Consider the following 23,565-nt stretch of genomic DNA (forward strand, 5'->3'; position numbering starts at 1 on the left):
CTTTTTTATATTTATCATTGTAAGTGATTATTCACTAGCATCTTGATTATGCAACTCTAAACCCGATGACATTGCTGATGCGCGATCTGATTTAGCGGCATCGTTACGCAGTGCATCAATACGATTTAAATAAGCTTGGTCGATATCACCAGTCACATAATTACCATCAAATACTGATGTTTCAAAATTAGTGATTTCAGGGTTTTCTTTACTTACTGCACTGATCAAATCCGGTAATGATTGATAAATTAAACCATCAGCGCCAATGCTTGCGTTAATATCTTCCACTTCGCGACCATGAGCAATCAATTCTTGCGCTGATGGCATATCTACACCATACACGTTCGGGAAGCGAATTTCCGGCGCAGCTGATGCGAAGTAAACATTCTTAGCACCGGCTTCACGTGCCATTTCAACGATTTGTGCTGATGTGGTACCACGAACAATCGAATCATCTACCAGCAATACGTTTTTGCCTTTAAACTCTTGCGCGATAGCATTTAGCTTGCGTCGAACCGACTTTTTACGCATTTCTTGACCAGGCATAATAAAGGTGCGGCCAATGTAACGGTTTTTCACAAAACCTTGACGATATGGTAGCTCTAGCACATTCGCCATTTCCAATGCGATGTCACATGATGTTTCTGGAATTGGAATAACAACGTCAATTTCTTTGTCAGCCCATTCACGCTTAACCTTTTCGCCAAGTTTAGTCCCCATGTTTACACGCGCAGCATAAACTGAGATTTTATCAATCGTTGAATCTGGACGAGCAAAATAAACAAATTCGAAGATACACGGGCTGTAAGCCGCATTGTTAGCACATTGTTGTGAATGAAGCTGACCATCGTTTGATACAAAGATAGCTTCACCTGGCGCTACATCACGAATAAACGAAAAACCACATGCATCAAGCGCAACGCTTTCTGATGCAAACATGTACTCAATGCCCTGCTCTGTCTCACGTTTACCAAACACGAGTGGACGAATACCGTTAGCATCACGAAATGCAATCATACCGTGGCCGATAATCATCGCGATTGAAGCATAGCCACCAACAACTTTACAGTTCACCGTAGTAACCGCAGTAAAAACATCTTCTGGTGATAGCTCAAGTTTATTCGGCTTAGCAAGTTCGTGCGCTAAGATATTAAGTAACACTTCAGAATCTGATGTGGTATTAACGTGACGTTTAGCCGTTTTGAATAAATCTTCTTTCAGCGCTTCAGCATTGGTTAAGTTGCCATTATGCGCAAGGGCAATACCGAATGGCGAGTTTACGTAGAACGGTTGTGCTTCAGCAGAGCTTGAAGAACCAGCCGTTGGGTAGCGAACATGACCAATACCCATATCGCCTTGTAAACGTTTCATATGGCGTGTGTGAAATACATCTTTCACGAGGCCATTGTCTTTACGTAAGCTAAAGGTGTTATTGTCAATGGTAATTATACCCGCCGCATCCTGACCACGGTGCTGTAGAACGGTTAAACCGTCATAAAGAGTTTGATTTACCGGGGTAGTTCCGACGATACCAACGATACCACACATGAGAAAAATCCTCGCCTGATAAGGGGTTATTGAGTTAGAAAGCTTGAATTATCTTCTAGGTATTCAAAAAACCATTCAATAATAAAGCTAAACTCTGGAATTAAATTTGAACGACTCCACCAGTCTTTACTTGGGGCACTGGTGAAAGCATCGAGAAAAAATAATAGTGCACTAATTATAAGCACGCCACGCAATGCGCCAAACACTAAGCCAATAACACGGTCAGTACCTGATAATCCTGTACGCTGGACAAGTTCTCCAAGCACATAATTAACTAAACTGCCTACAATCAAGGTAGAAAAGAACAAGATTGCAATTGCAGCGCCATTACGCACTAGGGGTTCGGAGATGGAGTCAGCGAGGAAGACAGCGAGATGCTCATAAAACATACTTGAGATAAAAAAGGCAGCGATCCAAACAGCTAGCGACATTGCTTCTTTCACAAAGCCGCGCATCAAACTTACTAAGGATGAAAGTCCGATGATACCCAAAATGGTGTAATCTACCCAGATCATATTAACCTGCCCTTTTATGTTTCGCGCGCATTTTATATAAGCTTACGCTTAATTGCCAGCTCAATTTGTGATTTCGAATTGCGTCACTCGACCATTTAGCTTGGTTAATTTCTTTAATTGAGGTAATTGCGATTCTAACGCTTTCTTATCTAGCTCTGGACCAACAAACACTTTAGTCAGTGTACCAGAGGGTGTTTTAATCGGTTTAGTGAAGGCAGTAAACCCAGCACGCTTTAATTTTTCTAGTAATGCTTCAACATTCGCTTTATGGGAAAAGCTACCAAGTTGAATAACCCAGGCAAACTCATTTAAATTGCTTTTTTCAGGGCGTTTTACAGCCACTTTTGGTTCAACCTTTGGTGTCTCAACTGAAGGTTTTGCTTCAGTATCAACCGTGATGACCTGCTTTTCTTCAATAATTTCAGCTTCTGTTTGAGCTGTAAGCTGCTCATCTGGCAATTCATTATTGAATGGTGAGCTATTATCTTCGTCAATAGCCGCTTCTTCAATTATCGGGGTACTTGGCAGTGACTCTCGGGCAAGGGTTTGATCCGGCTCGGGATCAAGCTCAATTGCTTTAAACTCAGGGCGCTCTGGAATGTCTTTAAAGGTCTCACGTTTTTGTACCTTTTCACCATCCAAAATATTAGGAATAAACACAACCGCTGCTGTTACAACGATGATAGTACCCACTAAACGATTGATAAATTGACTTGTCACCCTCACTCCTTATTCTGCCAAAAGGCAATTGCATCTGCCACAGTGTAAAATGAGCCAAATACAATTAGCAAATCCTCTTCGTCCATTGTTTTAAAAACAGAGGTTAAACCTTGCGCGACACTGGTGTGCAAAGTAAATTGTGAATCCACAATTTCGGCTTTTAGATTTAGCGATAAATTTTCAGCCTGATCACCACGAAAGCAAGATAAGCTCGCAAGGTGCCATTCATCCACCTCTGCCTTCACGGCATTAAATACTGCTTTTTGATCTTTATCTTGAAGCATACCAGCAAGTGCGATGACATGTTTACCCTGCGCTTTAAACTCACCAAGCTTGGATGCTAAATAACGGGCTGATTCAGGGTTATGAGCAACATCTGCAAACACTAATGGCTGTTTACTTAAACATTGAAAACGTCCCTCAACAGTTAGATTTGCTAAGACCTTTGATAAAGTGTTTTGATCAGGTAGTAAGGCGAGTGTGTGTAACGTTGTTAACGCAGTCGCTACATTTTGCGCTGGAATATTTGGCACTGGTAATGTCAGAGTTAAATCACCATTTTGATAAGTCAGATAATCTGTTGAAAGCCTATATGAATAGTTTTTCTGTGCGGCGGTAACATGAGTACCTAATTCTTCAGCATAGTGCCAAATAGACTGAGGTATTGCTAAATCGCCTACGATCGCAGGCGCGTCGGCTCTAAAAATCCCCGCTTTCTCACGACCTACTAATTCTCGCGTATCACCTAAGTATTCTTTGTGGTCTAAATCGATCGTAGTAATGACTGATGCAATTGGCTCAACAATGTTGGTAGCATCTAATCGACCGCCTAACCCAACTTCTAATAGAATGTAATCGGGTTGCTTTTGTTTGAATACCTCAAGGGCTGCCAAGGTACCAAATTCGAAGTACGTTAGGCTAATGTCACCGCGCCCTTGTTCAAGCGCGTGAAATGCATCCACGTGATCTTGATCGGGTAATTCAGCGCCATTGATACGAACACGTTCATTGTATCGGATTAAATGAGGGGATGCGTAGGTGCCAACAGAATAACCTTGTGCCAATAAAATGGCTTCAAGGCAACGTGCAGTTGTGCCTTTTCCGTTTGTGCCAGCAATTAAAATTACATTTGGTAAAGAGGTATAACCCAGCTTTTCACCCACTTGGCGAACGCGCGTTAAACCCATATCAATGTTTTGAGGATGAATACTTTCTAAATAACAAAGCCAATCTTCTAAACTCGAGGATTGGCTTGGTACAACATGTGTCATAGTGCAATAAGTTGCTAAATCAAATTAGATTATGCAATTCTATGCTCTTGTTCAGTTGACGGCAAGTGCATATATTTAGCAACTAAGCGAGCAATTGTGTCACGCATTTCACGACGGTCAACGATCATATCAATTGCACCATGCTCTAATAAGAACTCAGAACGCTGGAAACCTTCTGGAAGTGTTTCGCGTACAGTTTGTTCAATTACGCGTGGACCGGCAAAACCAATTAGCGCTTTCGGCTCAGCAATATTAACGTCACCTAACATTGCTAATGATGCAGAAACACCACCCATAGTTGGGTCAGTAAGTACTGAAATAAACGGTAAACCTTGCTCACTCATTTTATCAAGCGCAGCACTTGTTTTAGCCATTTGCATTAATGACATAAGTGCCTCTTGCATACGTGCACCACCTGATGCAGAGAAACAAATTAACGGCATTTTATGTTCAAGACATGCATTAACTGCTTCAACAAAACGCGCACCAACCACAGATGCCATCGAGCCACCCATAAATGAGAACTCAAATGCTACAGCGGCAACAGGTACACCCTTTAAACGACCTGTCATAGCAACAAGCGCATCTTTTTCACCACTTACTTTTTGCGCACTTGTAATGCGGTCAGTGTATTTTTTTGAATCTTTAAATTTCAATACATCTTTAGGTTCTAAGTCTTTACCAAGCTCAACTTGCTCACCATCATCTAAGAATTGCTCTAGGCGCTTACGTGCGCCGATACGCATGTGATGATCACATTTAGGGCAGACGTGTTGTTGTTTTTCGAGTTCTGCTTTGTAAACAATCGTGTCACAATCACCACACTTAGCCCAAACACCTTCAGGAATTTCTTTACGACCTGAAGACTTGGTCGTCTTTGGTAAGATTTTTTCTAACCAGCTCATTTAAATCTCTCTCACTGCTATATCTGCATTAAACGGCGCAGAAAATTTTTGCAATTAAAACACTAATCGTGCGACTAAGGTATAAAAAACTGGTCTAATATGTCGCTAAATTGTGTTGTTTGTTCGGTTATTTATAAGCTATTTGGTAAAAATAGCGGCCCAGGCGTTGTTTTAGGGATCTCAAAATGGTCAGGGTAATCAACCTCAACTAAATATAAGCCCCCAGGCTTGGCCGTTGCCGACGCTTGGGTACGATCTTTCAAAGCTAATACTTGCTGCATCCACTCGGGCTCATACTTGCCCTGGCCAATATCAATTAAACATCCAGCGATATTACGCACCATATGGTGAACAAAGGCATTCGCTTTTATATCAATCACAATAAAGTCATTATAACGCTCTACATTGAGATGTATTACATTTCTAAACGGTGTTTTTGATTGACAATGAACGGCGCGAACAGAGGTGAAATCTTGTTCTCCGAGTAGGTATGGTGCTGCTTGCTGCATTCTTACAACATCCAATGGATGATGATAATGGCTTAAACCAGCTCGTAAAATCCCCGGTCGGTAAGTGCTATTATAAATAATGTAGCGATAGCGTCTGGCGGTTGCACTATAACGAGCATGGAACTCTTGGCTCACTTCTTTAGCCCAACGAATGGCGATACCATCTGGCAAATTAGCATTTACACCAAGCGTAAATGCCACCATTGCTCTATCCGCGGTTGTGTCGAAGTGAACGACTTGACCCGTACCATGAACACCAGCGTCAGTTCGACCAGCACAAGTCACTTCTATTTTTTCATTGCAGATTTTAGTAAGCGCATTTTCGAGTTCTTCTTGTACACTGTTTACGTGCTGTTGACGCTGCCAACCTGAGTATTGAGAACCATCATATTCTACGCCAAGCGCGACTCGCATGAACACTATTCCATGAATTTTAAAAACCCTAAGTATACCGAGAGGTTGACGTGATACCAAGCACAAAAAAGCCCGCTATGCGGGCTTTTTAGAAATTGCTTAGGATAATTGTTGTTTTAATGCTTGTGCTTCGTCTTGCACTTCTGGTGGGCCGTTGCTTATTACTTCATCGATCACTTTCAAAGCACTTTCCGAATCATTAATTTCTAGATAAGCACGAGCTAGGTCAAGCTTCGCGGAAAAACCTTGGCTTTCCATATCAACATCCAGCGAGTCTTCACCTGCCAATAAATCTTCAAAATCCCCGAGACCAACATCCATATCAGCATTTTGATAAGGTTCTACATCTGCATCAGCCTCATCACTTTCTTCAAGTAAATCATCGATATCTAAATAGTCTGATTCTGCAGTATCGATTTCTTCTACTTCGAAAGGCTCTGCGTCGGTTTGTTCACTGAGCAGAGAATCAAAATCAAGTTCAAAATCTTTTTGCGATTCAGGACTTATTGGCTCAGGTTCAGCTAACTCATTCAATAAACTGTCAAAGTCTGTACTTTCAAGTTCATTAATTAACAAGTCATTACTGTTGTCTAAATCGCTGCTGATTATATCATCATCTAGAAAATCATCTTGTTCGGCCGTAGAAAGATCTTCTGTTGTGATAACTTCTTCATTAATTTCTTGTGCTTTCTCAATTTCAGGAAGCGGTTCCTCTGCATTAAAAGCAGGTGCATCAATTTGTTCAAGTGCTTCATCAAGCTCGAGCTCAGGATACTCGTCTAAAGTTTGACTAGGAGTATCTGCTCTATGCTGCTCATCATTATCAAATTTATCTAATAACGGTTCATCATCTGCCGCTAAATCAACATCAATCGCTAGAGGGTCATCACCAAAATCGACACTTTCCTCCGATATTAGTTGATCATCAAAATCACTTTCGAGTGTATCGTTATGAGCAATGTCTTCTGGTAATGCGATATCATCAATTAATTGATCATTAATATCTTCATTTTCAATACTCTCTGATGCAAGTTCTTTGCTCTCAGTAGAGTGAATATCAACTAAAGCGCTATCAAGTTCAGATTCAAGTAACTCATCTTCGATAGCTTCTTCATTTTGAGGCTCTACTTCGTCTAGCAGCGAATCATTATCGATTGAATGTTCATGACTTGTTTCTTCAATCGCTTCATCAACTGGTTGTTCAAATTCGTCAGTTACATCAACCAGCTCTTCATCAAGTGCTTCGAGCAGCTCATCATCGATAGCAGCTTCACTTTGAGGTTCTACTTCGTCAGGCAGTGAATCATCGATTGAATGCTCAAGGCTTGCATCGTCAATCACTTCATCAACTGCAAGTTCAGATTCGTCAGTTACTTCACTTGTGGGTTCTTCATCAAGTGCTGCAAGCAATTCATCATCGATAGCCGCTTCACTTTGAGGTTCTAACTCGTCCAGAAGTGAATCGTCGATTGAATGCTCAAGGCTTGCATCGTCAATCACTTCATCAACTGCAAGTTCAGATTCGTCAGTTACTTCACTTGTGGGTTCTTCATCAAGTGCTGCAAGCAATTCATCATCGATAGCCGATTTACTTTGAGGCTTTACTTCGTCTAGCAGTGAATCGTCGATTGAATGCTCAAGGCTTTCATCGTCAATCACTTCATCAACTGAAAGTTCAGATTCGTCAGTTACATCAACCAGCTCTTCATCAAGTGCTGCAAGCAATTCATCATCGATAGCCGCTTCACTTTGAGGTTCTATTTCGTCTAGCAGTGAATCGTCGATTGAATGCTCAAGGCTTGCATCGTCAATCACTTCATCATCTGCAAGTTCAGATTCTTCTGTTGCTTCACTCGGAGCTTCTTCATCAAGTGCTGCAAGCAATTCATCATCTATAGCCGCTTCACTTTGAGGCTCTACTTCATCCAGCAGTGAATCGTCGATTGAATCCTCTAGGCTTGTATCTTCAGCCGTTTCATCAGCTGGTAGTTCTGATAAGTCCGCTGATTCATCAAGCAAATCATCTAGATCTACGTCATCGTCTGAGGCTTCAGACGCTTCATCAAGTAATGTATCTATATCATCTAGTTCATCATTCGCCTCTAACGTTTCAGAAACTTCAGAACCATCAATGTTTTCAGTTGTTTCTAGAGGCACATCTAGGTCTTGTTCTGATGTGTCGGTATTAGCAAATGCCTCTGCTGCAGCCTGTTGAGCAGCCAATCGTTCTGCATCAGAGTTAGCTTCTTCTAATAATGCATCTAAGTCAGTTAAATCAATATCATCTGATTCAACTTCATCAATCATCGCATCAATATCATCCATATCCAGTTGAATCTCAGGTTCCTTTTCTTCCTCTTCGAGATCATCTGATAAATTATTATCGTTTACATTTTGACTAGGGTCAGCATCATCGTTGCTTAGCTCATCCATAATTGCATCAACATCTGCAACATCGGCACTGTCTTCACTAGAAGGTTCAAATTCTTCTGGTATATCGAGCTCTATTTCACTTTCATTTGAAATAATATCATCGATTGCAATGTCATCACTTTCACCATCATTATCAATCGGCGAGTCAAAATCCTGCGCTAAAATTGCATCGATGTCATCGGCATCAAGTAAACCATCATCAGCAGGCTCACTTTCCATCTCAGGAACTAAATCATCACTACCATCTTCATCTAGTGCATCGCCAAGCAGGCCATCGAGTTCGTCTTGATCAAGTAACGAATTCGTATTTTCTAGTGCAGGTTCTTCATCTTCATACAATAAATCATCAGGCGCATCCAATGCGTCATCGAGGCTATCATCGAGTGCAACAATGTCGTCATCAAGCGCGTCATCAAAGTTCTGTTCTAACGCATCATCAAAGGGATCGTCTAATGTCGCGGTAAGCTCATCATCTAAAGGTTCATCCAGACCATCTGACAGAGCGTCATCCAGATCACCCGTAAGGTCATCCGTTAAATTATCATTCACAATCGGGTCAGGGATCGTTGCTGACGGTGTATCAAAAATAGGTTCTTCAGGTTCAGGTTTTGTTGCGCGAGACTTAAACCAATAAATTGCTCCGCCAACGATTAAAAACCCTGGAATTAATGCAAGTAAAACCAGTAAAAGCGGGTTGTTGGTTAGGTCCTGTAGGCTAAATGACTCTGCATCCGCTTTTGCTTTTGCTTCTTGCTCAGCCAAAATACGATGTTGGTCAGCAAGCAAGGCTTTAAGCTCATTTAAAGTCTGTCTGTCACTGTCTAATTGCCCGCGAATTAACTCCAACTCGTTAGATAAACTAGATACCTGATTCTTTAAATTTTCATTTTCAGTGAGGATCGCTTCAACATTATTTACAGACGACTTAAATTCATCTTTTAGCTGCTCTAATTTTTCTGTTTGTGCTTGTTTCGCTTGTTTAATTTCTTCGCTGAGTTCTTTTTTAGCAACAATTACATCTTGTTTTTTTGCTTGCTCTGCTTGTTTAGCAACAACATCAATCTCAGCTTGACTCATCTCGCCTTTAACTTTCTTGTCCCACAACTTATCGTCAAGTTCTGAACGTTCTTGGGCAAAACCAGGATTAATACTTCGAATTTCACGCATTGATGGCATGCGCAAATATGAGCCTGTGCGTAAATGGTTAATATTATTATCTAGGAAAGAGTCGGGATTTTTTTGGAAAATTGCCTGCATCACTTGGTAAATAGTGACGGAATCATCAGGCCTTAGTTTGGTTGCAATGCGCCAAAGAGTGTCTGTGTCGCGGACTGGCCCATAGCGTTTACCTTGCTCACCCACATCAACATTTTTCGGTCCACGGATCCGTGTATTATCTGCATATAGATCAAATGATAAGCTCAATGCACTTAGCAAGACTGCCAACAGTAATAAAATCGCTTTAGAAGAAAAGAAGCTGCGCATGGGTTTCCTTTAATATTAACTTTGAAAGCTCATCTGCTCGTAAAAGGTGTTCGAACATCTAACTTATGCAAAGTTTGCACCAAATTTATTATTATCTAAGCCAATTAAGCTTAAATGGGTGCCACTCTTTTTATAATTTTCAGCATAAAACTATAAACCAGAAAACACCGAATATCCATTAATAAGCAGTGGCAAAATGTTTGGAAGGCGAACATTAGCTCAAATCTTGCTTTAAGCTAAAACTCAATAAGTTAAGAAGTTTGCCAAACAAACAATGGATGCTGTTTGTTTGGCATCAAAGAATTGACAATTAGAGGTATTGCTCAATCAGTAATTCAGCAATTTGCACACTGTTAGTGGCAGCACCTTTTCGCGTATTGTCAGAAACAACCCATAGATTTAATCCATGCGGGTGGCTAATATCTTGACGCACACGGCCAACATATACCGTATCATTGCCGCTTGCATCAGACACAGGTGTTGGATAATCCTGCTCATCTTCAATGTATTCAACGCCAGGTGCATCATTGAGTAGCTGTTTTACATGCTCAACATCCACTGGCATTCGCGTTTCTAGATGAATCGCTTCTGCGTGTCCATAAAACACAGGTACACGTACTGCTGTTGGGTTGACCATAACACTGCCATCACCCAAGATCTTTTGGGTTTCCCACACCATTTTCATTTCTTCGCGGGTATAGCCATTATCTTCAAAACTATCAATTTGTGGGATCACGTTGAACGCAATTTGTTTCGGAAATACATCATTTTCAAGCGGGCGTGCATTCATTAAATTAGCAGTTTGCTTAGCTAATTCATCCACTGCTTTTTTACCACCACCTGAAACAGACTGGTACGTACTTACGTTTATACGCTCAATACCATAGGCATCATAAATTGGTTTTAAAGCCACCAGCATCTGGATGGTTGAACAATTTGGATTAGCAATAATGTTGCGATTTCTGAAGTCACTTAACGCTTCTGGATTTACTTCAGGGATTACAAGCGGCACATCGTAGTCATTACGGAAATGTGAGGTGTTATCAATAACCACACAACCTGCCTCTGCGGCAATTGGTGCATACTTTTCAGAAACGCTGCCACCTGCTGAAAATAATGCAATATGCGCATTGGCAAAGTCGAAGGTTTCAACATCAATCACTTCAATGTCTTCACCTGTGAATTTAATATCTTCACCAGCACTGCGCTCTGACGCTAATAAGTAAAGTGTATCAATAGGAAATTTACGTTCTTCAAGCGTTTCGATAATTTGACGGCCCACAAGGCCTGTTGCACCTAAAACGGCAACATTGAATTTTTGTGACATGTTATTCCTCAATCACATTAAAGCCGAGTTGGCTTAAACGTTTTGCATTTGCAGATGAACTGCATTTTACCGTTAAAGTGCTAAATTCGCGACGCCCTGGATAGTTTTTTCGCAAACTATCGAAACCTACGCTATTTAATCCCTGCTTTAACAAACCAAAATCTCGACGGGCGTCATAAACACTGTGTACTAATTGGCACACGTTTGTTTCGCTAAAAGTATTGCCTAAATTTACCTCTGTAAACTCTGGCTCTGGCAAGAAATTCGCCATTTTATGTGTCGCTGGTTTGCCGAGTTGCTGACAGACCGCTTGATAAAGCATATCTGTACCACCCGCTTTACCCTCTAAACTGTGCCCAGCAATATGTACCGAACCAATGCGTGTATACGGCAATAACGCTTGTTCAATCGTTGGCTCATTCTCCCACACATCTAACACCAATGATAAACCACCACCAGCTTGCATAAATTCAAGTAGTGCTTGATTATCAATGACATCACCACGACACGAATTAACTACAATTGCATTATCTTTTAACTGAGAAAGATTGTGTTTATTCAACAGGTGCTTTGTTTGATGCGCGCCTTCTTTCACTAAAGGCACGTGAAAACTTAAAATATCAGCATCGTTAATAATGGTGTCTAACGACACACCACCTTCAAGTTCACCGGCAGCTTGCTTAGGTGGGTCGCAGAGTAATACGTTGCAGCCTAACGCTGCTATTTTTTTCGAAAGGCGACTGCCAATATTACCTACACCAATAATGCCAACGGTTTTATCTTGTAAATTAAAACCGTCCTCTTGAGCAAGCGCCAGTAAACTTGATATTACATACTCGGCCACAGCCGTTGCATTACAACCAGGAGCGCTGGAAAACGCGATGCCTTTTTGCTTTAGCAGCGTTTGATCAACGTGATCGGTGCCAATTGTTGCAGTGCCAACAAATTTCAATTTATTTGCATGAGTGAGTAGGTTTTCATTCACATTGGTAATCGAGCGTACCAATAAAATATCAGTATCAACAAGTTGCTGAGGGCTGAGCTCTCGGCCAGCAAAACGTGTTATTTCACCAAACTCTGAAAAGAATTCTTCGACCAGTGGCATATTTTGGTCAGCGAGGATGCGCATAATTATCCTATTTAGGCAAAGCAGATGCGCTATTTTAACGACAATAAAAAAGCCACTCAATCACTTAAGTGGCTTTTCTTTCAATCAATTAGATTTGCGTTTTAAAAAGGTTAATTAGCCTTTGTATTTTTGCATTACTAGCGTTGCGTTTGTACCGCCAAAACCAAAGCTGTTTGACATTACAGTGTTGATTTCTAAGTCACGCTTATCAGTTACAATATCAAGGCCTGCAGCTTGCTCATCTAACTCATCGATGTTGATAGATGGCGCTACAAAGTTGTTTTGTAACATTAAGATTGAGTAGATTGCTTCGTGAACACCCGCAGCACCAAGAGCGTGACCTGTCATCGCTTTTGTTGCACTGATTGCAGGTGATTTACCACCAAATACTTCTTGGATTGCGCCAAGCTCTTTAACATCACCTACTGGAGTTGATGTACCGTGGGTGTTTAGGTAATCAATATCACCTTCAACTGTTGCAAGTGCTTGTTGCATACAACGAACAGCACCCTCACCCGATGGCGCAACCATGTCGTAACCATCAGATGTTGCGCCGTAACCAACAATCTCACCGTAAATCTTCGCACCACGCGCTAATGCGTGCTCTAGCTCTTCAACAACAACGATGCCGCCACCGCCAGAGATAACAAAACCATCACGGTTTGCATCGTAAGTACGTGAAGCAAGTTCAGGCGTTTCATTATATTTAGTTGATAAGGCACCCATCGCATCAAATTCCATTGCAAGCGTCCAGTGAAGTTCTTCACCACCACCAGCAAAAACAACGTCTTGTTTACCAAGTTGGATTTGTTCTACAGCATGGCCGATACAGTGAGCCGATGTTGCACACGCCGAGCTGATTGAGTAGTTAACACCTTTAATTTTAAATGGTGTAGCTAAACATGCTGATGTCGTTGAAGCCATAGTACGAGGAACCATGTATGGGCCTACGCGTTTAACACCTTTTTCACGAAGAATATCAGCTGCTTCAACTTGGTTTTTAGATGAACCACCGCCTGAACCAACAATAATACCTGTACGCGGGTTAGATACTTGATCTTCCGATAGGCCTGAATCATCAATCGCCTGTTGCATTGAAATGTATGAATATGCTGCTGCATCACCCATAAAACGCATTGCTTTGCGATCTACGTGCTCTTTTGGATCTAGGTCAATGCTACCACATACGTTTGAACGTAATTTTAGGTCTGCAAATTCTTGGTTGAATGTAATGCCTGAACGGCCTGCTTTTAATGATTCAAGTACTTCTTCTTGATTATTACCGATACTTGAAACAATACCGATACCCGTAATTACGGCTCTTTTCATGGATAAACCTTTTCTACAAAGTAAATTGTGCTCTATTCTACGTGTTATTTACAAAAAACTGGTCTAATCTCAGCGTACACGTGTTTCGAATTTACAGTATTTTAACCTTAACTGCCAAATTTATAAGCTTAATTTGTTCTAAATCAAGTTTAACCGCCCCCTTATATCTCGTACAATAGCGCCACGTTAAGTTTGTTTTAAATAATTATGATCCGCCACGCAAAAATTGAGTTTAATGAATCAGGCACACCGGTCGCACAAGACTTTGATGATGTGTACTTTTCAAACGATAACGGCTTATTAGAGTCAGATTACGTATTTTTTCAGCAAAACAATATTGCTGCGCGTTGGCAAAATCACCCGAGAAGGCACTTTGTTATTGCTGAAACAGGGTTTGGCACTGGCCTTAATTTTTTAAATACGTGGCAGCGTTTTAATCAAGATGACGATAAATCTGTTGAACAACTTCACTTTATTAGTTTTGAAAAATTCCCTTTAGAACAAACAGCATTACAACAGGCGCTTTTAGCCTGGCCTGAGCTTACAGAGTTAAGCGAACAACTTATCGCAAAATACCCTGTCGCCATGGCAGGTTGCCACCGTTTAGAGTTTGAGCAAGGGCGCGTTATTTTAGATTTATGGTTTGGCGATATTCAAGATACACTGCCGCAGCTTTGCTACAGTGAATCTGGCATTGTTGATGCGTGGTATCTCGATGGATTTGCGCCAAGTAAAAACCCGGATATGTGGCAACAATCACTTTTTGATGGCATGGCTAATTTAGGCCGAGAAAACTGTACATTTGCAACCTTTACCGCCGCAGGGTTTGTGCGCCGAGGTCTGAGTGATGCAGGTTTTACTACCAAAAAAGTAAAAGGATACGGCCGTAAACGCGAAATGGTTGTCGGAACTTTAGACACTGCTAATCACAATACCACCCAGCCTGCGTATTATAAACGTGAGCCACAACAACTTACTAAAGTAGCCATTATTGGCGGTGGCATTGCATCGGCAACTCTTGCCTATAGTTTTTCAAAGCGCGGTATAACTACCGAGGTGTTTTGTAAAGACGATACGTTTGCACAAGGCGCATCCCATAACCATCAAGGCGCGGTTTATCCTAACCTTCAAGCCGACTTTAACAGTAGCAGTGAATTTTTTGCCCACAGTTTTTACTATGCAAAACGGCTCTACCAGCAAGTCCATCATGAGGGACACCACTATCCCCATGACTGGTGCGGTGTGTTGTTACATGGGGTAACTGACAGTAAAGTTGAAATTCAAACCCGCCTTGCCCAAAAAGGTAATTGGCCAACATCGCTTATCCGAGGTGTAAACACTGATGAAGCAAATAAAATCTCGGGGATAGAATCTAACTACTCAGGTTTATTTATTGAACCGGCAGGTTGGGTTAATCCTCCGGCATTGGTTCATGCACTTTTCGCTGCAAGTCAAAGCAAAACTAAACATAAAGTGCATTTTAATAGTGAAGTATGTGACATTGTAGAAACACATACCGGTTATCAATTACATGATGAAAATCAGAATTCACTGGGCGAATTTAGCCATGTAATTATCACCTGCGGCGAGTTGACAGCGCGTTTTTCGCAAATGCAAGCATTACCATTTAAGCCTGTTCGTGGGCAAGTGACGCGCGTCGCTGCAAATAATTTATCGCAACAGCTTAATACTGTGTTGTGTCATAAAGGGTATTTTACACCGCAGCTGGATAACACACATTGCATGGGCGCAACCTTTGAAAAAAACACGCTCTGTCGTAAAATTAGTGAAGAGGATAACCACATAAACCTTAACCAGCTGACCTCATTTTACCCTGAGCAATTAGGTATTACTGCTGATTCAATGCTCGATGCAAAAGCTGCCATTCGCTGTACAACGCCAGATCATCAGCCGATTGTGGGTGAAGCTGTTTGTGAGGAAACACTTATAAATAATTTTGCGCCGCTAAGAAAAGGTCAGCAGTATGATTTTGGTGACACTGAAAATCCATACCACAGCATTTATGTATTTTCTGGTTTAGGTGCCCGTGGTTTATGTACCGCGCCTCTTGCGGCGGAAATGTTAGTGGCTGAACTCTGTGATGAGCCATTACCCGTACCAACACATATCAGTGAAATGCTTCACCCAAACCGTTTTATTATTCGTGATTTAAAGCGCAATAAACGCTAATAAAAATAGCCGCACCTTGCTAGGAGGTGCGGCTATTGTTTGTTACCTAACTAATTCTTTTAACACATAATAGTATCTTAATTAGGTATTCATCAACTTCCTAAGAAATTAACGACAACCTGGTGTATTGAAATCCACAACAATCGAAGCGCCATTTGCTGTACCTGACACTTTTACATAGCCCCAGTACTCGCTTTGATTAGTAATATAGATACATTCACCATTGCCCACATTTTGTGAAGACGCATCCACATTACCAGCACTTGGCCAGCCACCATTACGGTATTCAAGATTAATATCGCCTGAGCCATTTGATGTTGTAATTGCTACACTTGTTGCGCCACTCACATCAGCAATGCTTAACCAAATTGGCTCTTGCTCTGCAAGACACATTACATCACCATCATATAGGCGACCGCCACCACTAGGTCCTTCTGTTGCACACGCATTCGGCACATTGAATCCGCCACCAGTTTGTACGGTATAGTTAGCTTTGACTTGCGTGTCGAAATTAGCGTAACCATAAACCATTACGTGATAAGTACCTGCTTGAGGCTGTTCAATAGTACAACGCTCACTGTTTCCACCAACATACGGGCGACAGTCATAGCTAGTTAGAGTAGGTGCGTCACCAAACTTAACGTAAAGATCGCCATCACCAGAACCACCGTTTAGGGTAATTTCAAGATCACTTGCATTTGCTGGTACATTCACAACAAAGCGTTTTTCATCACCTGTGTTACCAGTCACTTGCTGTGCTACACCGTTTTGTAACTCATTACCCACTGGCGGCTCGCTACCTGTTACCGTTGCAGTAGTTGCCTCGCTTGAGCTTAGGCCTTCTGGATCGGTTACAGTTAAGGTAACCGCATATTCACCTGCAGTTGTATAACTGTGCGTAGGATTTGCTTCTGAACTTGTGGTGCCATCACCAAAGTTCCAGCTGTAAGAAGCAATATTAGACTCTTTATCATTTGAGCCATTACTTGAGAAGGCGATTAGCGTACCTACTTCACCACTGTAAGGGCCATTGATAACAGCAACAGGTGCTGTATTTGCTGGCGGATTAGTATCACCACCACTAGCAAGCTCTTGTGTCCATTGGGTAAATTCGTTAGCGTAATTAGCAGCCCAAGTATTAATACGTGCCTTGTAGCCCGCCCAATCGCCCGAACGAGTTGACGCTAACATCAAGTTTAATTCGTCACGATGGCGCTCAAACATAAAGCGAACAGCTAAGTAACCCCAACGATAAATACGGTCTTGGTCAAAACCAGCATAAGTGGTTTCAAACACTGTGCCTAAGCTGTATGTTGAACCATCTTTGATGGTATCGATAGCTGCTTGATTGTCATTTTCATTAGCAATGTATTCTGCTACACCTTCACTCCACCAAACAATAGCTTCTGTTGGTGCGTTAAAACCACCATAAAGATCAAAACGCCCATCTAAATAGTGCACGTATTCATGCTCTAAATTCCATACAAAGTGATCTGGGTTTGCATAACTTGCTTCATACGCGACAAAGTTTGGAATATTACCTGGAGTAGATGGATTACCTTCTAAGTACATACCACCATTGTTGGTATCAATACCAAAAATCACACCTGCATATTTGCTGTAGTCATTACTTGAATCGAAGATATTGACCTGTAACTGGCTATTCACATCGTCTGCTACTGGCGTATTGTTAGTTTGTAATTGACCGTGGAAATACGTTTCTTCGTAACCCATTTTGCTACATGCTGCTTGATGCTGCGCGCTAGTCATATTTTGAGAACGAATCTTAATCGTACTACTACATGTATATGTTTGTGACAGCACTTGTGATTCTAGCTGCTGTTCAAAACCACAAATATTATACGTATCACAGCTGCCGTGGTAACCCGCAGTATCTGCCGCACCTAACCATACTGAGTCACCATATCCATACATTTGGTAATCAGAGAAAATGCGATTTAACGCCGCATCAACACTTGTTTGAATTGTGCCTGGATATTGCTTTAAACGACCTAATTCACGTGCCGCATTGGCGATCATGTATTCAGCGTCTGAGTCAATCATATAAGTGCTAGTTGTAAACTTAGCTAATGCACTCACTAAATCATTAGCTGATCCAATTTTGTTTTTGAATTCAGTATTCCATTGGCCACGGAATAAAATAGTAAACACACCATTAACTGCACTGCGCATATTCCATTTGGCTGCATAACTTTCGTTCCAGCGGTTTAACCACTCAACCACTACCGGCAGATACACATCTTGCTGCTCAGAGCTATCCATTGTGATTAGTACTTCTGAAAGCGTCTTACCGTGCGCGTCGTTATCATCATAAAAATGACTGTTATTTACAAAGGCATCAATCGCGCCTTTAACCGCAGGCTTTACCCAAGAAGCAAAGGTAACTTGATCGTTGTAAAATTCAACATAGTAACCTGCGCGCAAATATAGAAATAACGCTTCAATATCGTTATCACCACCGCCTTGATAGCTTTGCGAAAGCCCTTTTACATGATTAGCGACTGCATACATGTTATTTGAATCATATGCTGCCTTTTGAATATCACTTGTTGCACCAAATAACTCATTTACGCAGCTAGCACCTTGCGATTTTATTTCATTAATTAGTTGCGTTGAGTTAGATGTTGCCAGTGCATTAACATTACATGATGTCGCTGCGAACGTTTGTTGCATATCTTCGATATGCAAAGTATGTAAATCATTTTTAGCATGGTCGAAAGGTAAATTTGCGTGTTGCGATGTCACCGCTGTAGGCGCATTGTCTTGGCGGTCAAACTCAACACCATGATGATGAACCTTAGGCTGATTTTCCGAGGTTGGCGCACTGTTTGCCAGTGCACTTGTCCCGTAACTTAATGTGGCAATTACTAACGCCAATTTAGTAAGTTTCATTGTTAATTTTCCAGTTGTTGTTGTCATAATGTTCGATTAAAGCTAAATCGAAATTCGTTGCTAAACGATATACTGAACCAATAATACATGGATTCAATATACTGTATACAATATATTAACTTTTGTTTTAAATATAGGGGCAAACTAACACTTTATTTACTAGTTGTTTATTTTCAATTACTTAAAAGTTGAAAATGATAAAATGGTATGAGTTTATTAAGCTTTTAAAAACCTTGTGTGGTTAAAATTTGACCGCACAAAATAGCTATTGCACTAAAAACAACAATAAATGATACATTCATTGCCCTAGCGCAAAGCGAGATATGAGATACAGGCTAAACTATTAAAATAATAACCCTAAAAGTTGAAAACCATGACAAAAACAATTGCCGATTTAATGACGCGAAATGTACTTTCAATAGACCTTGATAACTCCATGCTAGACCTTCATCAGATGATGAAAGATCATAATGTTCGACACATTCCGGTGCTCGAAAATGGCTGCTTTTATGGCATGGTTACACAAAAAAGTGTTCTAGCTAAAACTATGTATTTACTAGACAAATACGGTGTAAATGCGTTACAAAGAAGGGAAAAACAAGTGCCCGTTTCTGAATTGGTTGATAAAGACGTAGTGTTTGCTAACCAAACGATGCCTTTAACAGACGCCGCACGTTTTTTCTTAAACAATCGTCACGGATGTTTGCCAATTGTCGATGACGAGAATCAATTACTTGGCATTGTTACATCGTCAGACTTTGTTAGGCTATCCTTAACATTATTAGAAGGTTAACCCTAAAGGGTGATCAGGAGTGATTAAATGAAGCAGTTATGTTGCAGTGTTGTATTTAGCGTTCTAATCAGCTTAAGCTATATGGCGCACGCCAATATTGATGATGTTCCACTTCCTAATGACTTTCAAGTGCGTATGGCCCTTGAAGATGATTACCCGATGATCATCAATGGTTTTGTTAAGCAAGATTTAGAATCCGTCATGCAATTTTATCGTGAACAACTCGGCGAACCAAACACCGTTACTGAAGACATCGGTCGTTATACTTATTTCTACACAGTATCAGGCAAGCGAGTAAAGATAGGGTTTTACCAGCAAGAAAGCTGGTGTGAGCTGAGTATTATGATGACGGAATAACACCGTCATCCTTTAGATCATACAGCCATAATGAAGTGACCTGTAATTTTTAAACCTTTTCTATCTGAATCACTACGCGACGGTTCTTACCGCGACCGATAATTGTATTATTAGTCGCTACATGTCGTCTTTCACCAAAACCTTGCGTCATAATTTTTTCAGCTGCAATGCCTTTTTCTGTCATGTACGCTTTAATGGCTTCAGCACGTTTTTCTGACAATTGTTGGTTTATATAACGGCCACCATAAGAATCGGTATAAGCAGTGATAACCACCGAGTCAATGGTTGGATCGTTTTCTAAATATAAGCCAATTTTTTCTAATCGTTTTTTTGAATCTCGCGTAAGTTCACTGCTGTTAGATTCATATCGCATCACAGTATACGCAATATCATCAAAGCTAAATGGCAATAACGCATCCCGACATTCTAAAAAGTTTAAATATTGATTGCGAAAATTAACCGAAGATAACTCAACTTTAATTTTGTCTTGGTTGTTATGCCAGTCTTGGTAATAAAACGTTGGCACATTGCCTTTTTCAAGTTCAGTTAACAATAACCACGATGCTTTAGAGTCGAGTTCAGTATCAAATTGCTTAAGCAAATTAGCATCAAATAAACTGCGCGCTCGATTACCTGCTTTCCAAATTGGCGGTACCGATAACACATCAGCAATATCATAACCTTCAGGCTTTATTAGCATATCAAGAGTAAAATGAAGCTGTTTATCTTTACTTGCTGCAGATTGAAATCGAGCTTTACCAAAACGTGGAATATCGTGCTCAAGCTGACAATTCAAACGTGAGCTTTCTGGCGTATTCCACTTCGCATTACTTTCAACTGCACCATAACTGCGAAGCGCAGCATGTGAAGAAAAAACAGCACTCAAAGAAAGACCAACACATAAGTACTGAACTACTTTATTTAATTGCACTTAGGTCTCCTAAATTCGATAAACGTAAGGTTAAACGTAACAACTGCTGCAACTTGCAACAAACAATAAAGTTAAGCAAAAAATATACCTAAATAAGCTACCTGTGCATAAAATTTTACTGGTCAGTATCCACCTAATTTTGCCATAATACGCGGCCTTATTAAGCACTGAAAGTAAGTATATGTCTCAAGCTGAAGCACCAACCACGTTATTTGCCAAGCGTTTTCGCGGTTTCTTTCCTGTAGTTATCGACGTCGAGACAGCAGGCTTTAATAATAAAACCGATGCATTATTAGAAATTGCAGTTAGTCTTTTAAAAATGGACGATTCAGGCGAACTCAGTATCGACAAAACACTTCACTTTCACGTTGAACCATTTGAAGGTGCCAACATTGAGCAATCAGCCATCGAGTTTAATGGCATCGACCCCTTTTCCCCTCTGCGAGGCGCGGTAAAAGAAGTCGAAGCGATAAAAGAAATCTGTAAAGCTGTTCGCAAAGCACAAAAAGCAGCAGGATGTCAGCGCAGCGTGGTAGTCGCTCATAACGCTGCATTTGATCATGGCTTTTTAAATGCAGCCATTGAACGCAATAACATCAAGCGCACACCATTTCACCCTTTCGTAAGTTTTGATACAACGACGCTTGCAGGTCTTGCCGTTGGACAAACCGTTCTGGCAAAAGCTTGCCGTGCCGCCGGCATCGACTTCGATAACAGCCAAGCACATAGCGCACTTTACGATACCGAGCGCACTGCCGAACTTTACTGCTATATTGTGAATAAATGGCAAGCCTTAGGCGGCTGGCCAATGCCAGAAATTGAAGGAAACGATTAAAAACTCAGCATATAGCCACCTAAAAACCACTTAATTGTGGTTTTTTCTTGTTTAACGTAAAAACTAAGCGTTATAATCCTCGCAACTGAGTATGATTCAGATGAAACAAATTCAGGGGCTGATTAGGATTCGACGGGATTCATGAAGCCTAAGGTGCATGTCGAGGTGCGGCTGGCCTCGTAAAAAAGCCGTATTTAAAGTAATCGCAAACGACGATTCTTACGCTCTAGCGGCTTAATTCCCGCTAGCACTTCACTCAAGTATGCTTGTGGACTGAGATTCGAAGTGTCACCCTACACAAGATCGCTACGGAAACCCTGGCCGGGGTTGAAGGGCTAAATTGAAGCGGCCTCGCCTTTACTTATCGTGTTCGTCCGAGATTTAAAGGTTAACCAAAAGACGATACTAAACATGTAGGACCGAAGGTCGACGCTTTTCGGACGGGGGTTCAAATCCCCCCAGCTCCACCAAATATAAAAAGCCTGTGCATTGCACGGGCTTTTTTGTTTTTATGCCTTTTTAAATACCAATCTAATTTCCTTAATATATTTCCAATATCATTTGGCTTTAACGATGCTAAGTAAATGTTATTACGCCCATACACAAACTAGCAATATATAAAGTTTGATTATGATTTATTTGTATAACAAACACTTTTGCAGCCATTTATCTCTGTGGTAGCATTTTTGTTCCCATAATAAAAACTTAATTATTTACTGTTCAAAGCAAGAAAAAGGATATTTGTATGCCGATAGATAGCGAAGCGGCACCACTTGCCGGCCACCCTTTGATAGGAATTGAAGTTGAAGGCGTTGGTAGTGTTTCATCTCGATGGAACAATGAAGATATTATTCAAGCTGCCAATTTTCATGATGTATTTAAGCGTACACCCTTGGTACGTTCGCGAAGTTTTGCAAACTTCAGAGGTGTATATATTACACCTGAAGATTCTGATAATTTTGGCAAATCAAGTCCCGCTGAACTTGTTTCTAAACCTCACCGTATTGATGATTTGAACTTACTGCGATTACGCAACTCAGTGTGGAAAGCATTGGGACCTCGAGGGGTTAGAACAGGACAAAACACCTTTAATTATGGGGGTAACCGCACCACAGAAAATCGCTGGGGAAAATTTCGTCCTAGCAGTATTGGTGGAAGTCTGCAAACCACAGTGGGGATTGGTGTGCACCGTTTGCTAAGTAACAATGCCAATCGCCGAGAGAATTGCATTAAGATGCTAGTGGGCGACAGAAGAAAACAGAGAATTGTTATTGCTCTTGCTGAGGCCGCAGTTACTGCCCAACAGGAATTGTTCGCAGCAGGCGCTGCACTTTGGCACCACCGCAATATTCCTCAAATACAAATTGAAGGTTTGCGTTTATCACTGTTTCTAGCATTCATAAATGTTGCGCTCACTCAATCAAACCGATTAGGTGGCGGCGGAAGTGGCTGGGCAAAAGATGCTTTGGGTGCAAACTTCAAGGGCTTTTCTTCTTTTATCGGCACAGGCACAAATAACAGCAATGGTATTTTAAAATTAGGTGCTCGAGCAATGACTTACAACGACTCTGATTTGCTCGCTAGAATCAGAGCCGTAAGGGGAAACGGCACAATCACACAAGCAATTAACGATCATGTTAATGACACAAACAATCAATTGTTATCATTAATTGGTCAAAGAGGCTTGTCAATTCAAACAGCTGTCGAACAATGGAATGCAATTGCGAATATTACGCATAACGGGCATCTTTATACCGTTGTTGAATGTCGTGAAAAAACATCAAAAGTAAATATTAATATGTGTACCTTTCTTAATGCCGAGAAGAAAGATGTTTCGGAAACAAGTCGCTCTGGATTAAGCCACGCAAGAACATTCAGAACGTCTATTCGTAATCACTTAGGTCACCCTTAAATACTAAGTTGTGGTTTATCTGGTACGCACAATAGATAAACCGCTCCTC

Annotated in this window: 17 protein-coding genes and 1 other RNA gene; 6 read left to right on the plus strand and 12 right to left on the minus strand. The window is 41.0% G+C overall.

Going from position 1 to position 23,565, the window contains the following annotated elements; all coding sequences use genetic code 11:
- Window positions 1–27: 27 nt before the first annotated feature.
- From purF to fabB, 10 genes are all read right to left on the minus strand, one after another.
- Entirely contained in the window at window positions 28–1,548 is a 1,521-nt protein-coding gene (purF, locus tag OM33_RS13005) for an amidophosphoribosyltransferase (protein ID WP_038642309.1), read from the minus strand.
- A gap of 26 nt (window positions 1,549–1,574) precedes the next feature.
- On the minus strand, window positions 1,575–2,063 hold the full coding sequence (locus OM33_RS13010; protein WP_038642311.1) for a CvpA family protein: 489 nt from the start codon (window positions 2,061–2,063) through the stop codon (window positions 1,575–1,577).
- Window positions 2,064–2,123: 60 nt separating this feature from the next.
- Complete coding sequence (locus tag OM33_RS13015; RefSeq protein ID WP_038642313.1) at window positions 2,124–2,783, minus strand: SPOR domain-containing protein; 660 nt, start codon at window positions 2,781–2,783, stop codon at window positions 2,124–2,126.
- Window positions 2,784–2,785: 2 nt separating this feature from the next.
- Entirely contained in the window at window positions 2,786–4,054 is a 1,269-nt protein-coding gene (gene folC / locus OM33_RS13020) for a bifunctional tetrahydrofolate synthase/dihydrofolate synthase (protein ID WP_038642315.1), read from the minus strand.
- A gap of 29 nt (window positions 4,055–4,083) precedes the next feature.
- Complete coding sequence (gene accD, locus OM33_RS13025) at window positions 4,084–4,959, minus strand: acetyl-CoA carboxylase, carboxyltransferase subunit beta (protein WP_038642317.1); 876 nt, start codon at window positions 4,957–4,959, stop codon at window positions 4,084–4,086.
- A 131-nt stretch (window positions 4,960–5,090) separates the two neighbouring features.
- Window positions 5,091–5,882: a tRNA pseudouridine(38-40) synthase TruA gene (truA, locus tag OM33_RS13030; RefSeq protein WP_038642319.1), complete on the minus strand. Its 792-nt coding sequence runs from the start codon at window positions 5,880–5,882 to the stop codon at window positions 5,091–5,093.
- A 99-nt stretch (window positions 5,883–5,981) separates the two neighbouring features.
- Entirely contained in the window at window positions 5,982–9,800 is a 3,819-nt protein-coding gene (locus tag OM33_RS13035; protein ID WP_038642321.1) for a FimV/HubP family polar landmark protein, read from the minus strand.
- Window positions 9,801–10,110: 310 nt separating this feature from the next.
- A complete protein-coding gene (locus tag OM33_RS13040) occupies window positions 10,111–11,127 on the minus strand; it encodes an aspartate-semialdehyde dehydrogenase (RefSeq protein WP_038642323.1) in 1,017 nt (338 codons plus the stop codon).
- Window position 11,128: 1 nt separating this feature from the next.
- A complete protein-coding gene (locus OM33_RS13045) occupies window positions 11,129–12,256 on the minus strand; it encodes a 4-phosphoerythronate dehydrogenase (RefSeq protein WP_038642325.1) in 1,128 nt (375 codons plus the stop codon).
- Window positions 12,257–12,370: 114 nt separating this feature from the next.
- Complete coding sequence (fabB, locus tag OM33_RS13050; protein WP_038642327.1) at window positions 12,371–13,585, minus strand: beta-ketoacyl-ACP synthase I; 1,215 nt, start codon at window positions 13,583–13,585, stop codon at window positions 12,371–12,373.
- A 207-nt stretch (window positions 13,586–13,792) separates the two neighbouring features.
- Here fabB and mnmC point away from each other — a divergent pair, with 207 nt between their 5' ends.
- Entirely contained in the window at window positions 13,793–15,775 is a 1,983-nt protein-coding gene (gene mnmC, locus OM33_RS13055) for a bifunctional tRNA (5-methylaminomethyl-2-thiouridine)(34)-methyltransferase MnmD/FAD-dependent 5-carboxymethylaminomethyl-2-thiouridine(34) oxidoreductase MnmC (protein WP_038642329.1), read from the plus strand.
- 108 nt (window positions 15,776–15,883) lie between these two features.
- Here the strand turns inward: mnmC and OM33_RS13060 are convergent, their stop codons facing one another.
- A complete protein-coding gene (locus OM33_RS13060; RefSeq protein ID WP_038643375.1) occupies window positions 15,884–18,688 on the minus strand; it encodes a collagenase in 2,805 nt (934 codons plus the stop codon).
- A gap of 373 nt (window positions 18,689–19,061) precedes the next feature.
- On the opposite strand from OM33_RS13060, the gene OM33_RS13065 reads away from it, so the two are divergent.
- Window positions 19,062–19,481, plus strand: a complete 420-nt coding sequence (locus OM33_RS13065) for a CBS domain-containing protein (protein ID WP_038642331.1) — start codon at window positions 19,062–19,064, stop codon at window positions 19,479–19,481.
- A gap of 27 nt (window positions 19,482–19,508) precedes the next feature.
- Window positions 19,509–19,838 carry a hypothetical protein gene (locus OM33_RS13070; RefSeq protein WP_038642333.1) on the plus strand — a complete coding sequence of 110 codons (330 nt, stop codon included), beginning with the start codon at window positions 19,509–19,511 and terminating at the stop codon, window positions 19,836–19,838.
- 49 nt (window positions 19,839–19,887) lie between these two features.
- On the opposite strand, the gene OM33_RS13075 is transcribed toward OM33_RS13070, so the two are convergent.
- Window positions 19,888–20,769 carry a flagellar protein MotY gene (locus OM33_RS13075; protein WP_038642335.1) on the minus strand — a complete coding sequence of 294 codons (882 nt, stop codon included), beginning with the start codon at window positions 20,767–20,769 and terminating at the stop codon, window positions 19,888–19,890.
- A 181-nt stretch (window positions 20,770–20,950) separates the two neighbouring features.
- Here OM33_RS13075 and rnt point away from each other — a divergent pair, with 181 nt between their 5' ends.
- The 3 genes from rnt (at window position 20,951) to OM33_RS13085 (ending at window position 23,516) form a co-directional block, all read left to right on the plus strand.
- The gene (rnt, locus tag OM33_RS13080) at window positions 20,951–21,604 is read left to right on the plus strand and encodes a ribonuclease T (RefSeq protein WP_038642337.1); all 654 of its coding nucleotides are present in this window, start codon (window positions 20,951–20,953) and stop codon (window positions 21,602–21,604) included.
- Window positions 21,605–21,718: 114 nt separating this feature from the next.
- Window positions 21,719–22,074: a transfer-messenger RNA gene (gene ssrA / locus OM33_RS22365) on the plus strand.
- A gap of 275 nt (window positions 22,075–22,349) precedes the next feature.
- The gene (locus OM33_RS13085; RefSeq protein ID WP_038642338.1) at window positions 22,350–23,516 is read left to right on the plus strand and encodes a hypothetical protein; all 1,167 of its coding nucleotides are present in this window, start codon (window positions 22,350–22,352) and stop codon (window positions 23,514–23,516) included.
- Window positions 23,517–23,565 lie beyond the last annotated feature (49 nt).

The organism is Pseudoalteromonas piratica (assembly GCF_000788395.1).
GTDB classification, from domain to species: domain Bacteria; phylum Pseudomonadota; class Gammaproteobacteria; order Enterobacterales; family Alteromonadaceae; genus Pseudoalteromonas; species Pseudoalteromonas piratica.

Coding starts and splice junctions, on each gene's coding strand:
- purF (WP_038642309.1), bottom strand. CDS start 1,548: ATGTGTGGTATCGTTGGTATCGTCGGAACTACCCCGGTAAATCAAACT.
- OM33_RS13010 (WP_038642311.1), bottom strand. CDS start 2,063: ATGATCTGGGTAGATTACACCATTTTGGGTATCATCGGACTTTCATCC.
- folC (WP_038642315.1), bottom strand. CDS start 4,054: ATGACACATGTTGTACCAAGCCAATCCTCGAGTTTAGAAGATTGGCTT.
- accD (WP_038642317.1), bottom strand. CDS start 4,959: ATGAGCTGGTTAGAAAAAATCTTACCAAAGACGACCAAGTCTTCAGGT.
- truA (WP_038642319.1), bottom strand. CDS start 5,882: ATGCGAGTCGCGCTTGGCGTAGAATATGATGGTTCTCAATACTCAGGT.
- OM33_RS13035 (WP_038642321.1), bottom strand. CDS start 9,800: ATGCGCAGCTTCTTTTCTTCTAAAGCGATTTTATTACTGTTGGCAGTC.
- OM33_RS13040 (WP_038642323.1), bottom strand. CDS start 11,127: ATGTCACAAAAATTCAATGTTGCCGTTTTAGGTGCAACAGGCCTTGTG.
- OM33_RS13045 (WP_038642325.1), bottom strand. CDS start 12,256: ATGCGCATCCTCGCTGACCAAAATATGCCACTGGTCGAAGAATTCTTT.
- fabB (WP_038642327.1), bottom strand. CDS start 13,585: ATGAAAAGAGCCGTAATTACGGGTATCGGTATTGTTTCAAGTATCGGT.
- mnmC (WP_038642329.1), top strand. CDS start 13,793: ATGATCCGCCACGCAAAAATTGAGTTTAATGAATCAGGCACACCGGTC.
- OM33_RS13060 (WP_038643375.1), bottom strand. CDS start 18,688: ATGAAACTTACTAAATTGGCGTTAGTAATTGCCACATTAAGTTACGGG.
- OM33_RS13065 (WP_038642331.1), top strand. CDS start 19,062: ATGACAAAAACAATTGCCGATTTAATGACGCGAAATGTACTTTCAATA.
- OM33_RS13070 (WP_038642333.1), top strand. CDS start 19,509: ATGAAGCAGTTATGTTGCAGTGTTGTATTTAGCGTTCTAATCAGCTTA.
- rnt (WP_038642337.1), top strand. CDS start 20,951: ATGTCTCAAGCTGAAGCACCAACCACGTTATTTGCCAAGCGTTTTCGC.
- OM33_RS13085 (WP_038642338.1), top strand. CDS start 22,350: ATGCCGATAGATAGCGAAGCGGCACCACTTGCCGGCCACCCTTTGATA.